Genomic DNA, 13363 nt, shown 5'->3' on the forward strand with positions numbered 1-13363 from the left:
CAGGAAGACCATCATGTCGCGGCCGCGCATTCTCGTCATCAATCCGAACTCCAACCCTGCAGTCACGCAAGGGCTGAAAGACGCGCTGAAGCCGCTCGGTTTCGAGGGCGGACCCGAAGTGGTCTGCCAGACGCTCGCCGAGGGTCCGTTCGGCATCGAGAGCCAGGCCGACGTCGACAGCGTCGCGATGCCGCTGCGCCGGCTGGTCGAAGGCGACAACAACTCGTCGGCCTTCGTCATCGCCTGCTACAGCGATCCCGGCCTTCAGGTCTGCCGTGAAGGCACCGACCGCCCCGTGTTCGGCATTGCCGAGTGCGGCGTGCTGACGGCGCTCGCGCGCGCCGAGAGCTTCGGCGTCATCGCCATCGCGCAGCGCTCGATCCCGCGCCACATGCGCTATCTCAGGCAGATGGGATTGACCGAACGACTCGCCGGCGAACGGCCGCTCAATATGAGTGTCGCCGAGACCGCTTCGGGCGAAGGAACGCTGGCGAAGATGATCGAAGTCGGCCGCGCGCTGCGCGACGAGGACGGTGCCTGCGCCATCGTGATGGGCTGCGCCGGCATGGCGCGCCATCGCCGTCCGCTGGAAGACGCGCTCGGCATTGCCGTGATCGACCCGACACAGGCGGCCGTCACCATGGCGTTGGGGACTGTGCAGTTCTCGGCTCACTAGACGTCCTTCAGCTCTTTGGTCCCCTGCCGCGCGATCGCACGGATGGAGCTCGCGCAAGGCAATGCCGGATATGCTTTCGCCCGCCATCGGTGTCACGTCTCCGGCGGCGGCACGGCGCCGGTCTGACTGGTGATCAGGCCGTAATGCTCGATCCGGCGATGCCGGGCGAAATCGAAGATCGTGGTCTTGCCGAAGATCGTCGCATCGAGATCGCAGGCGTGGACCAGAACCTCGTCGTCCTCCGTCTTGGCTTCCGCGACGATTTCGCCATTGGGATCGACGATCAGGCTGCCGCCGAACAGCGGGTGGCCGTCCTCGACGCCGGCCTTGGCCACCGCGACCACCCAGGTCGCGTTCTGATAGGCGCCGGCCTGCACGGACAGGCGGTTGTGGAACAGCCGCTTCTCGACGCCCTCCTCGCTCTTCTCCGCATTGACCGACGGCGTGTTGTAGCCGATCAGCACCATCTCGACGCCCTGCAGACCCATCACGCGATAGGTTTCGGGCCAGCGCCGGTCGTTGCAGATGGCCATGCCGATAATGCCGCCGAGCTCGCGCCAGACGTTGAAGCCGAGATCGCCCGGCTCGAAATAGCGCTTCTCCAGATGCTGGTGCGAACGCTTGGTGTCGTACTCCACATGGCCCGGCAGATGAACCTTGCGATATTTGCCGACGATCTTGCCCGACTTGTCGGTGAGGATTGCAGTGTTGAAATGATGACCGTCGGGCGTCAGCTCCGCATAGCCGAAATTCATCGCCATCCCGTGCTGCGCCGCGCGCTCGAACAGAGGTTTGGTCGCCGCGTTCGGCATTTCGCGCTCGAACCAGATGTCGAACTCGGCGCGGTCCTCGACATACCAGCGCGGAAAGAACGTCGTCAGCGCCAGCTCGGGATAGACGATCAGGTCGGCGCCCTTGCTCTTGGCTTCATCCATCAGCGCGATCATGCGCTGGACCACGGCCTCGCGGCTGTCGGCTTTCTGGATCGGGCCCATCTGGGCAGCGGCGAGGTTGACGATACGCATCAGCGATTTCCTGGTGATCTCTTGGGGAAAGCCACGGCTTCAACGAATTGCCGGCGCGCAGCTTAACGTAGCCTCGTCCGGATTTTCCGGCCGGACGCCGGCGAAACCGCATGGTGTGCATTGCATGGCCCGCATTCAACCGCGCTCCTTGTCGGAAATATCAAGGCCATGGTCGAGGGCGTCGAGCAGCTGGTCAGCCTCACGATCGGAGATGACAAGCGGCGGCGCCAGGAACAGCGAGGTTTGCTCGCCGCTGGTCCCGATCACGGCGCCGGCCTCCAGCGCCCGTTCCGCGACGCGCGAGGCGATCGGCACCTCGGCGGTGTCGGCATGCCAGGTACGCCAGTCCGGACCGTGCAACTCCACTGTCCAATGCAATCCCTGACCCGCCACGCGCCGCACGCTGGAGTGTTTTTGTGCGATCGCGAGCAGGCGGCGGCTGAACAGCTTTTCCAGGTGCCGGACGCGCTCCAGAATCTTCTCGTCGGCGACAACCCTCAGATAAGCGCTGACGGCAGCCATGCTGATCGGATGGCCGCGCAAGGTGCCGTAGTTCTGCCAGCTCGTGCCCTTTAACCGCTCGACGATCTCCTTCGACACGACGACAGCCGCGACCGCCGCCGCCCCACCGCCGAGCGATTTTCCGAGCGTCACGATATCAGGGCGGCTTTGCGCCCCCTGAAACGCGAACCAGCGCCCCGCGCGCCCAGCACCGGTAACGACCTCGTCCGCGATCCAGTACGAGCCTGCCTGCCGCGCGTGCCTCGCCACCTCGTCCTGATAGGCACCGTCGTAATAGATGCCGCCCTGCGTGTAGTCGATGATCGTTGCCGCGGTGTCCGAGAGCAGACGCGGAGCATCCGCCAGATATTCGCTGGGCGGGGTGTTGTTGGCCGCGCCGCCGTAGATCGCGCCATCAGGCGCCGGCAGGATCCGCACCGGGGCCATCGGCGCCGGGAGCTTCGAGCCGCCGGCATGCACCGCTAGGCCGCCGTGCCATTGCGGCTGCACCGTCATGTTACGCGACAGCCCGGTGATGCCGTGATAGGCGCGCTCTCGCGTCGCGAGCGCCGAGCGCTGCGTCAACGCCTGGCAGAGCGACAGCGCCATGTCGTTGGCCTCGCTGCCGCTGATGCAGAAGCGCACCGCGCCGACCCAATCCTCCTCGCCCGCAAAGGCGATGGCCATCAGATCGTCCGCTGCCTGCTCGCGGCCGATCCAGGTCCAGCCCTCGTTGACGACGGGCGTATCGGCCGCACGGCGGATCGCCTCCACCATCGCGGGATGGCGGTGACCGAGGCCGCCGCCGGTGTTGCTGCCGTCGATCAGCTTGCGGCCGTCCGCAAGGTGAAAGTAGACGCCCTCGCCGCCGACCACGGCCATCGGCGCGGCCTCACCCGCGTTCAGCCCGGTTCGCAACAATTTGCTCATGGCACTTCCCTCATTCGGCGGCCCCAGTGCCGTAGCCACCGCCGCCGCAAGTCTCGACGGTGACGAGATCGCCTTGTTGCAACACCAGGTTCGACTTGCCGTCGATCGCGATGCTTGCGCCATGCCGGATCAGCGAGATGCGGCACGGCTTGCCGGGCTTTCCGCCCTGCATGCCAAACGGCGGGATCACCATGCGCTCGATGCAGGTGGTCAGATGCATCGACGGAGCCAGGATGCGGTAGGCGCGCACGACGCCATCACCGCCGCGATGGGCGCCGGCGCCGCCGGACTGTCGGCGAATGGACTGCTGCTCGAGGCGGATTGCGTAGCTTGCCTCGATCACCTCGACTGGCGTGTTCGAGGTATTGGACAGATGCACCCGGGTTGCCGAGATGCCGTCCCGATCATGACGCGCACCTTCGCCGCCGCCATGGACTTCATAGAGCATCTTCCACGAACCGTCCTGCCGCGGCTGCGCAAAGAACAGGACGCCCGCGGTGGTCGCTCCGCCTGCCGACAAACGTTCGGGAATGGTGTCCTGCATGGCATGAAAGATCGCGTCGACGATGCGCATCGAGGTTTCGTGGTTACCGGCGGCGACGGATGCCGACCAACCCGGTTCCAGGATCGAGCCTGGACGCGTGATGATGGTCAAGGGGCGGAGCGCACCCGCGTTCTGCTGCATGTCGCGGCCGCTCATGATGCGCGCGGCATAGGCGACGGCGGAGCGCGCCATGAACGGGGTCGTGTTGCAGAAGTTCGAGACGCGGTCGCAGCTTCCGGAGAGATCGAAGGTCGCTTCGTCGCCGACGATGGTGATTTTCACATGGATGCGCGCGGGCGCGTTGTTCTCGCTGCCGTCGTCCAGATAGTCCTCGCCCTCGTAGACCCCGTCCGGCAGCGCGCGGAGCGCCTCGCGCATCTCGATTTCGGACAAATCGTGCAGGCGCGACTGCGTCGCCATGAACACCGCCTTGCCGTGCTCGCGACAGAGATCGACGATGCGCCGCTCGCCGGCCTTCGTCGCCGCGATCTGGGCGAGAAGATCGCCTTCGCCGGATTCGGGGTCGCGAATGTTGGCCTTGAGCAACTGCACGATCGGCGTATTGACCCCCGCCGCGGTCGCGATCAGCACCGGTGGAATGCGCATCGCCTCCTGGAAGGTGTCGATGGCCTTGGCAAAATAGCTGCCAGGCCAGGTGCCGCCGATATCAGGCCAATGTGCGAGGCTGACCGCGAACGCCACGATCTCGCCGTCGACGAAGATGGGTCGCACGACCTTGACGTCGTTCAGATGGTTGCCGCCGAGCGCGCCGACGTTATAGATCAGCACATCACCGTCGTTCAGGCTGTCGCGCGGCACGACCTTCAGCAGTTCGGGAATGGTGTAAGCCATCGCGCCGAGATGGATCGGGATGTCGCGGCCCTGCCCGACCAGGCTGCCATGGCCGTCGGTTATCGCGGACGACAGATCGCCGGCCTCCCGCAACAGCGGTGAGCGCGCCGAGCGCGTCATCACCAGGCTCATCTCCTCGGCCGCGGCGGAAAGCCCGTGCCTGATGACCTCGACGACAAACGGATCGAGCTTCATGTTGCCCTCCGCGTCAGGAACAGATTGCCTGCGGCATCAGGCTTCGCCTGCCAGCCGGGCGGCATGACCACCGTCGACCACGCATCTTCGATGATCGCGGGGCCGTTGACGATATCGACCATCGCGGCGCGGTCGACGATCGCAGTCTCGACCTCATGCAGGCTGTCGAAGGAGCAGATGCGCGTACCTGACGACACCGCCCTCACCAACGTCACCGGCCGGTTCACGACGGTCGTGGACGGACGACGCGCCTGGACACGCACGGATTCAATGACGCAAGGCTCGCCCGTCGCGTAGCCGAACAGTTCGTGATGTCGGGCGAGGAAATCCGTCTTCAGCTTCGCTACATCCAGCGGCAGCGCAAAGGGCACCGGAATGGCATCGTTCTGTGCCGCATAACGCATCAGCGCCGCCAGCTCGACCTGGATTTCCGCCTTCGCAACGCCATTGGCGATCAGCGGCGCCGAGGCATCGTCGATCAGCGTCCCGATGCGCTCCGACACGCGCACGAGATCGATGCCGTCGAGTGCGGCGCGCAAGGTCTGCTGCTGCAAGAAGCTGAAATCGGCGGTGAGACAGCCCAGCGCCGAGAACGCGCTCGATGCACTGGGCACGACGACCTGCGCGATGCCATAGAGATCGGCGAGCCCGGCGGCGTGCATGGGGCCGCCGCCGCCGAAGGCGAGCAGCGTGCAGTCGCGTCCGTCGATGCCGCGCTCGACCGTGACGCGGCGCAGCGCGCGAGCCATCGTCGCGTTCGCGACCTTGATGATGCCAAGGGCCGTTTCGGTCAGGCTCAGGCCGAGCGCGCGCGCGATCGGCTCGATGACGAGCCTGGCCGCCTCGATATCAACGCCGATCCGGTCGCCGAGCTTGGTCGCGGGATTGAGATAGCCGAGCACGGCATTGGCGTCGGTGATGGTCGGCTCAAGGCCGCCGCGGCCGTAGCAGGCCGGCCCCGGCTCGGAGCCGGCGCTTTCCGGCCCGACGGTGAGGCCGCCGGGACCGTTGCGCACGATCGACCCGCCGCCGGCGCCGATCGAATGAACCGCAAGCATCGGCTGGCGCAGCGGCTTGTCGCCAAGCATGCGGCCGTCGGTCATTTCGGCCTGGCCGTCGACGATCAGGCAGACGTCGGTCGTGGTGCCGCCCATGTCGAAGGTCAGCATGCGCGGCGTACCAAGCTGGCGGGCGATGCTCACCGACGCCGAGACGCCGGCCGCCGGGCCCGACATGGCCATCACCAGCGGCCGCTGTTTCACCGCGGAGATCGGGACCATGGCTCCGGCGGAATGAAACACCTGCAAGCCCGGGCCGATCGGCAGCCGCAGCTCCAACTCGCTCAGATATTCGACCGCGATGGGCATCGCGGCGGCGTTGAACACGGTCGCCGAGGTCCGCTCATATTCGCGTGCCTCGGGATTGACCTCGTGCGACAGCGAGACATGGGCGACGACATCCTTGAGGCGCTCGCCCAGCATCTTCTCGTGCACGGGATTGGCATAAGCGTGAAGAAGGGCAACCGCGACGCTCTGGACGCCGGTCTGCTTCAGCCAGTCTACCAGACGCTCGATCTCGGCTTGTTCGAGCGGCTTCAGGACCCGCCCTTCGTGATCGAGGCGCTCGGCGAGCCCAAAGCAGCGCTCGGGCGGCACGAGCGGCGGGGATTTCGGCGGAATGTCGAGCCGATAGAGATCGCGGCGGCGATAGCGCGCGATCTCCAGCACATCGGAGAAGCCTTCGGTCGCGACCAGCGCTACCTTCGGCAGCCGGCCCTCGACGATGGCATTGGTCACACGCGTGGTGCCGTGGACGAAGCGCTTGATCTCGCTCTTGCGCAAGCCCACCGCCTCGATCGCCTCCAGCATCGCCTGAACCGGAGCGTCGGGGCGCGACGGCACCTTTGCGATCCGCGCCTCGCCGGAGCCACGCCGGATCGCGATGATGTCGGTGAAGGTGCCACCGATATCGGTGCCGACTTCCCAGTGATTTTCGGAGGAGCTCATGTATTGGGGTCAACTACGTGCGACGTCCGAACCGAACGCCAATCCTTCCCGTCCATCACAACCTCGAGCGTGCATCGTGCATCCTCCGTCATGCCACCGTCTGCGAGCGTGCGACAGAGTGGTGGGCGCGGGCTAGGGCCAGCTTTGTCGCAATCCGCCGGGCCAGCAAGCGACCGGCCCCGCTCACCAAGCCACGGGCTGCACGTTTTGGTGCAGCGCTGCCCGCACAGACAGCACGTGAACGCGACCATGCCATGCGGGAAAAGTGCAGCGCACCACGGATATTCTCCGCATAAAACGTAACACCCGCTGCACTGCAATCGGCGCGATCGAGATCATCTGTCTAATTTGCAGGCGACCGACTGGCCCTCGCGGGATAGCGGAGGCATCCGCGAGCTATGCACAGCGGTCGGCTCAGCCTCTCTTTATTGTACGAACAGTAAGAGAGGACATTTTCCGGTCGCGGGGATGCCGATCGATACCTCGATCAGATCAGGCTCGACTTGCCACGGCTCAGCACCTCGCCCGCGCCTCTGTCTCCGACGATGTGGCCCCGCTCGAACACGACCCGGCCGCGGGCAATGGTGGTCACGGGCCAGCCGGTGACGTCAAAGCCTTCCCAGGGCGTATAGTCGGATCCGTGGTGCAGATCGGCCTGCCGGATCGGCTTTGTCAGCTTCGGATCCCACAGCACGATGTCGGCGTCGAAGCCGATGCCGATCGAGCCTTTGCGAGGATAGAGGCCGTAGATGCGCGCGTGATTGGTCGCGGTCAGCTCGACGAATTTTTGCAACGTGATCCGTCCCTTCGAGACGCCCTCCGAGAACAGGATCGGCAACCGTGTCTCGACACCCGGAATGCCGTTCGGCACCCAGCGGAACGAGGTGCGCGAATTCGGCGTCAGCTTGCCCTTGGGATCGTCGTAGCGGAACGGGCAGTGATCGGAGGAGAAGGTCTGGAATACGCCTGATGTGATGCCCTCCCAGATCGCCTGCTGGCTTTCGACATCGCGCGGCGGCGGCGAGCAAACGTACTTCGCGCCTGACATGTCCATGTTCAGGCCCTTCATGTCGTCGGCCGTCAGCGTGATGTATTGCGGGCAGGTCTCCGCATGCACCGGGAGGCCGCGCTGCTGGGCCCAGCGAACCTGCTCCATCGCTTCACGGCCGGAGACGTGGACGATCATGATGGGCACGCCAACGATCTCGGCATGGCTGATGGCGCGGTGCGTTGCCTCGCGCTCGACGGCCTGTGGCCGCGAGGTGGCGTGATAATAGGGCGCGATGTGGCCTTCACGCTCGAGTTTGGTGGTGAGGAAGCGGATCGCGTCATAGCCCTCGCAATGGACCATGACCAGCGCCTCCTCGCGGCGCGCCACGTCGAACACCTCGAGCAGCTGCTTGTCGCTGAGCACGAGGTCGTCATAGGTCATGAATACCTTGAACGAGGTGTAGCCATCCTTGACCAGGGCCGGCAGCTCCTGCCCGAGCACGATCGCGGTCGGATCAGAGATGATGAGATGGAAGGCGGTGTCGATGTAGCACTCGCCCTCGGCGAGCTTGCGGTAATTCTCGACACAGGCGCGCAGCGAGGTGCCCTTCTCCTGCAGCGCGAAGGGCAGCACCATGGTGTTGCCGCCGGCAGCGGCGGCACGCGTCGCCGACGCGAAATCGTCGGCCATGACCACGTCGGGGCCCGAGGGCTGCGAGATGTGAACGTGGCTGTCGATACCGCCCGGCAGCACCAGCAGCCCGGACGCGTCGATCTCGCGCGCCGCGCCTTCGATGCGGCCCGCAATGCTGACGATGCGTCCGTCCTGAATGCCGATATCGGCGGAAAACTCGTCGCTGGCCGTCACGATGGTGCCGCCGCGAATGGCGAGATCGAGCTGGGTCACAGGAGTCTCCGTCACTTGATGGCTGCCGATGTCTCGAAGATCCGGCCCCACCGCGCAAGGGGCGCGATGTCGCCGCCGGCGAGCTCCAGCGTCCGCCACAGCGTGACCGCGACCGAATCAAGGACCGCGACGCTCAATTCCGGCTCGAGCGAGGCGGCGAGCGCCGCACCATCGAGATTGGTGCAGAGAATGACGACCGCGTCGGCGCCCTCCGTCGCCACGGCGCGGATCATGTCCGCGATGGCGCCAGCGCCGACCTCGCCAAAGGAAAAATTGTCACGCAGGCCGAGATGCCGCTCGGCATGCGGAGCAATGCCTTCCTCGGTCCAGACATTGCCGATGCGCTGCTGCACGTCGTCCGTATAGGGCGAGACGAGGCCGACACGTTTGGCGCCGAGCGCGCGGGCAGCATCGATGCAGGCAAGCGTCGACGTCGTCGCGGGCACGCCGGTGCGCGCGGTGATGGCTTCGCAAAGGCTCCTGTCGCGACCGACGCCGAGCCAGCTTGCCGACGTGCCGTTCCAGGCAATGGCATCGACCTTGGCATCGGCCAGCAGGTCCGCCGCCGGCAGCATCGCCGAGACATCGAACTGGCTCAGCGCAGCGGCGTCCAGCGCGATCTCCGTGACACGGAACCGCGAGAAGTGCGCGGTGACGCCGTCAACGCCTTGCAGCATGGCGGCGGTGACGGGCTCCAGCACCGAATTGGAGGACGGTGTGATCATGCCGAGACGCTTGCGCAAGATAGACATCGATCACGATCGCCCCATCGGGAGAGCGCACTGCTGCGCTCCCTCAGTCGATCATCCTCGCCCGTCGTCGCCCGCGCAACCCGCAATTTGCATGGTTCATATGATTTGCCCGAGACGCGGCTCAAGCCGCGAAGGTCGACCGCAAGCGCCGCCAGCCGATGACGATGCCAGTGAGCGAGAACACAAGCCCAGGCGCGCAAAGCCCGACGATCAGGACATCGCGCAGAAGCGGATGCGCCATGAGGACAGGGAAGTCGAGTGTGTGCAGCGCGCTGTAGAACCAGCGGTAGGCGCGCCGCGAGGCGTCCAGCCGTTGCAGCACGTGCCCGTCGGCGCCGTCGATGTCGAACCAGAGATCACCGCAGCGGACGCGATAGACCGGGGCTCCGGGGACGACCGATTGTGCGGGATAGCCGTCATTCCGGGCCAGAACGGACGGCGTACCGCATCCGTTGGCGAGACGCGCCGCGAGCCCTTCGACCTCGCCCGCGCTCAGAAATTCCTCGTGGGAGGCATTCCCTGCCATGGCCAAGGTCTGGACGCCGAGAACGGAGCGATCGCGGCGATAGAGTTGGCCGCCGAACGCGAACCATTCAATCTCGCGGACTGACGGCGCCATCGGCTGTCGATCGAATGACGGAGCCGCCGTCCAGTCCGGTGCGACGTTCATCACGTCCGCTTCGGCGCGGCTCAGTTCGCCGCGCGAGAACAACCGGCCGTGATCCATCGAAAGCCAGCCGCTGAAAATCCACGTCAGCACGAACGCCGTTGCAGCAAGGCCAACAAGGTGATGCAGCGCATGCCAGCCGCGGTAGGGTGTCGAGATCCGGCGACCTCGCATCCTGAGCCGTACGATCCCGAGCACCGCACCCAGCGAGGCTGCAAGCAAGGCCAGCAGCGACAGCGTCCAGACGACGCGATCCCACAGAGACCAGTTGCTCCGCAGGACCGTCGGATAGATCCAGTGCAGCACACTGCCGGCCCAATTCCAGCCGCGCTCGCCGCGCGCCGTATCGAGGACGACCTCGCCGGTGCGCGACGAGACATAGAGCTCCGTTCCCGCGGCATCGCCGAGGGCGATGCGAAACAAGGGCCGATGGCGGTCAAAGCCGTTCGGCACGCTCCATTGATCGTAGTCCTCCAGAGGGACGATCCCGGCCCGCGCGGCGTCGAGCCCGCGGCGGCGGGCGTGATCCCGCGCGATGGCGAGCGCAAGATCGGCGGACATCAAAGCTGCGTCCTGCCCGTCGGAGGCACCGACCGCACGGACGCGCGATGGCCCCGACACAATATAGACCGATCCGCCGCTCAGCTGGACCAAACGCACGCGCGTGGCGTCAGTGACCCCGCTCGCAGCGACCGCCTCGGCGATCGAGATCCTCATCTCCGTACGCGCCACCGGCGCGAGCGCGGCAAAGCGCTCCGCCTCCGTCAGCGACGGAAACGGGACGAAGTGCATCACGATTCCGGTTCCGAACCACATCGCGAACAGCAGGCAGAACGCGATCCCGAGCCAGCGGTGCAACAGGACGATCGCGCCCATCATGCGGTCAGCGTCCTACCATTTGAACGCCGCCGAGAGCTCGTAGGTGCGCGGCGCGCCGAGCAGGACCTGATCGGGATAGAACGGATCGCCCCAGATCGCATAGCGCTTATCGGTAATGTTGCGGACGCGGAAGGTCAGGCGGGCCTGGTCGACCGCGTTGAATACGGACCTGGGAATATCGACGAAGGCGTAGACATCGGCGACGGTGTAGGCCTTCATCGTCACCGTGTTGGCATCGGTATTGTAGCGGTCGCCGACATGACGGCCGGTAATGCCGAGCTCCACCGGCCAGGGCGTGAATAACCGGTACGACGCGCCGGCATTGGCGACGATGCGGGGCACGTTCGGCGGCGTGTTGCCGGAGAAAGAGCCGCCGACGAAGTTGTAATCGGCATAGCGCGCATCGACATAGGCGATGTTGCCCCACAGCCGCAGCGGCTCGATCGGACGGAACGAGGCGGCAAGCTCGACGCCCCTGGACTCCTGCCGCCCGGCGATATTGAGCGCCTGCCCGCCGGCCGCGGCATAGACGTTCTTGCGCAGGATGTCGTAGGCCGAGAACGACCACTCCGCGCGGTTGTCCCAGAACAGGTGCTTGACGCCGGTCTCGTAGGTGCGCGCGGTGGTGAGGTCCAGCGGCTGGGTTGGCGCGAGCAAAAAGATGTTGTTGGCGGAGACGTCGGCGCCGGTCGCGTACTGGCTGAAGAAGGTCAGGCCGGGCACGGCCTCCCAGGTGTAGCCAATGCGTCCCGTCACCGGCGCCCAGTCTTTCGTGTACGGAAAGCCCGCGTTCACAAGGCCGTTCCGATCGGTCGAGTTGCGATCGAGCCCGATATGCTCGACGCGCAGGCCGCCGATCAGCGCGAACGTCCGCGTCAGCTTCAGCCGGTCCTCGACCGACAGCGCCTCGTTGTCGATGCGTGCGGTCTGCTGCTTGGTCGTGAGCAGGCCGTAGAAGCCACGGTTGGGATCGACCAGATCAACGGAATCCCCTGGAAAGTTGGCCGCGCCCGGCCGGACAAAATCCAGATAGCTCGACGACAGCGTCGTGACGAGTCGATTGTCGAACCCTGCGATGTTGGTGTCCCAGATCAGGTCGGTGATGTTGCCGACGAGACGCTGGCTATGTGCGACATAGAAGCGCTCGCGATCGACAAGGTTCGTCGTGGAATTGAATGCTTCGACCTCGTTATTGAACCAAGTGCGCTCAGCGCCATAACCATAGGCTTGGCTCTTCAGCGTCAGGTCGGGCGCCAGCTTCAGCTCGAAGCCACCACGCAGCCAGACCTCCTGCGCGACATTCCGGTTGTCGAGAACATTGTAATTGGTGTTGAAGGTGCGATCGTCGATGGTAACCGCGCCGAGGTTGGTTTTGCTGTAGTTCGAGACGTAATTGCCGGAGACGATCCCGCTCGTCGCATGCGAGCCGCTGAAGGCGATCGGCACCAGCGGCACGCCCCAATAGGCCTTGGAGCGATCTTCGCGATACTCGATCGCGCCCCAGACCTTGAGGCTGTCGGAGATGCGGTAGTTGAGCTGGCCCGAGACGTCCAGCGTCTTGGTGTTGGTGTCGTCGGCAAAGCCGTTGAGCGCGGAGCGGCTGACGTCGAAGCGGTAGTCGAGGCCTTGCACGTTGGTGCTACCGCCCGAGCCGTAATGCGCGCGCAACGAGTTCAGCGAATCCCAGGAGAAGTCCGCCTCGTTCCGGCTAAGTCCAGAGTGCGGCTGTATGGTGACGAAGTTGATCGCGCCGCCGGCGGCACCCTCGCCCGAGATCAAGGACGCCGGTCCCTTCAACAATTCCACGGCGTCCAGATTGGCGGTGTCCATGATCCGCGAGGTCATGTTCTGCGGGCCGATCTTGATGCCGTTGTAGAGCGTGTTGATCTGGCTGTTGGTGAAACCGCGCATGGAGAACGCGGAGGGCTCCGCCGGATTGTCACCGGAGGTGACGCCGACCGCGCCCTGGGCCACGTCAGACACGGTGCGATAGCCCTGCTCGCGCATGGTCTCGGCCGAGATCACCTCCACGGTCGCGGGCGTCTCCCGCACCGTCAGGCCGAGCCGCGAGGCGCTTTCCGCCACGGCATTGGAGTTGAGCGGCGTCTGCGCCGCCGCAGCCGGCCCGATGGGCTTGGGCGCGGATGCAGCAGCAGGCCTGTGCGCTGCCGCGCGGCGCGGGCTTTGCGCCCCGCGGCCGGCTGGCTTGGCCTGCTTGCGGGACTGGGCCGGCGTCACCTCGACGGGCGGCAACGGTTCGCGGGCCTGCTGCGCCAGCGCAGCAGGGATATCGGCAGCGGCGAAGGATGTGAGCGCGGCGGAGGCAAGCAGGACGCTGCACGGTCGTACGATACGGATGGAAAACACGGTTCTTGGACCTCGGTGTGACGTCAGTGGCACGTCACAGCGAACGAGGTCTCACCTTTTGGCTTGCAGCCG

The 13363-nt window shown here is 65.6% G+C and carries 9 protein-coding genes; 1 reads left to right on the forward strand and 8 read right to left on the reverse strand.

Translation table 11 applies throughout. From position 1 onward, the window contains the following. Positions 1–13: 13 nt before the first annotated feature. Positions 14–676 carry an aspartate/glutamate racemase family protein gene (locus XH84_RS27345; RefSeq protein WP_128922578.1) on the forward strand — a complete coding sequence of 221 codons (663 nt, stop codon included), beginning with the start codon at positions 14–16 and terminating at the stop codon, positions 674–676. Between the two features lie 92 nt (positions 677–768). On the opposite strand, the gene XH84_RS27350 is transcribed toward XH84_RS27345, so the two are convergent. From XH84_RS27350 to XH84_RS40055, 8 genes are all read right to left on the reverse strand, one after another. Next, on the reverse strand, positions 769–1701 hold the full coding sequence (locus XH84_RS27350; RefSeq protein ID WP_128922579.1) for an N-carbamoyl-D-amino-acid hydrolase: 933 nt from the start codon (positions 1699–1701) through the stop codon (positions 769–771). A 135-nt stretch (positions 1702–1836) separates the two neighbouring features. After that, a complete protein-coding gene (locus XH84_RS27355; protein ID WP_128922580.1) occupies positions 1837–3132 on the reverse strand; it encodes an aminotransferase class III-fold pyridoxal phosphate-dependent enzyme in 1296 nt (431 codons plus the stop codon). A gap of 10 nt (positions 3133–3142) precedes the next feature. Further along, positions 3143–4723 carry a hydantoinase B/oxoprolinase family protein gene (locus XH84_RS27360; RefSeq protein ID WP_128922581.1) on the reverse strand — a complete coding sequence of 527 codons (1581 nt, stop codon included), beginning with the start codon at positions 4721–4723 and terminating at the stop codon, positions 3143–3145. Continuing rightward, entirely contained in the window at positions 4720–6729 is a 2010-nt protein-coding gene (locus tag XH84_RS27365) for a hydantoinase/oxoprolinase family protein (RefSeq protein WP_128922582.1), read from the reverse strand. Before XH84_RS27365 ends, XH84_RS27360 begins: the two co-directional genes overlap by 4 nt. A 487-nt stretch (positions 6730–7216) precedes the next feature. Further along, positions 7217–8626 (reverse strand): dihydropyrimidinase, encoded by a 1410-nt coding sequence (gene hydA, locus XH84_RS27370; RefSeq protein ID WP_164936642.1) that lies wholly within the window; start codon positions 8624–8626, stop codon positions 7217–7219. An 11-nt stretch (positions 8627–8637) separates the two neighbouring features. Continuing rightward, positions 8638–9378 carry a maleate cis-trans isomerase family protein gene (locus XH84_RS27375; RefSeq protein ID WP_128922584.1) on the reverse strand — a complete coding sequence of 247 codons (741 nt, stop codon included), beginning with the start codon at positions 9376–9378 and terminating at the stop codon, positions 8638–8640. Between the two features lie 121 nt (positions 9379–9499). Further along, on the reverse strand, positions 9500–10924 hold the full coding sequence (locus XH84_RS27380) for a PepSY domain-containing protein (RefSeq protein WP_128922585.1): 1425 nt from the start codon (positions 10922–10924) through the stop codon (positions 9500–9502). Positions 10925–10936: 12 nt separating this feature from the next. Continuing rightward, on the reverse strand, positions 10937–13291 hold the full coding sequence (locus XH84_RS40055; RefSeq protein WP_164936643.1) for a TonB-dependent receptor: 2355 nt from the start codon (positions 13289–13291) through the stop codon (positions 10937–10939). Positions 13292–13363 lie beyond the last annotated feature (72 nt).

The sequence above is a fragment of the Bradyrhizobium nanningense genome, from assembly GCF_004114535.1.
GTDB lineage: Bacteria > Pseudomonadota > Alphaproteobacteria > Rhizobiales > Xanthobacteraceae > Bradyrhizobium > Bradyrhizobium nanningense.

Excerpts from the sequence above, each read along its gene's own strand:
- XH84_RS27345 (WP_128922578.1), top strand. The coding sequence starts at position 14 with ATGTCGCGGCCGCGCATTCTCGTCATCAATCCGAACTCCAACCCTGCA.
- XH84_RS27350 (WP_128922579.1), bottom strand. The coding sequence starts at position 1,701 with ATGCGTATCGTCAACCTCGCCGCTGCCCAGATGGGCCCGATCCAGAAA.
- XH84_RS27355 (WP_128922580.1), bottom strand. The coding sequence starts at position 3,132 with ATGAGCAAATTGTTGCGAACCGGGCTGAACGCGGGTGAGGCCGCGCCG.
- XH84_RS27360 (WP_128922581.1), bottom strand. The coding sequence starts at position 4,723 with ATGAAGCTCGATCCGTTTGTCGTCGAGGTCATCAGGCACGGGCTTTCC.
- XH84_RS27365 (WP_128922582.1), bottom strand. The coding sequence starts at position 6,729 with ATGAGCTCCTCCGAAAATCACTGGGAAGTCGGCACCGATATCGGTGGC.
- XH84_RS27375 (WP_128922584.1), bottom strand. The coding sequence starts at position 9,378 with ATGTCTATCTTGCGCAAGCGTCTCGGCATGATCACACCGTCCTCCAAT.
- XH84_RS27380 (WP_128922585.1), bottom strand. The coding sequence starts at position 10,924 with ATGATGGGCGCGATCGTCCTGTTGCACCGCTGGCTCGGGATCGCGTTC.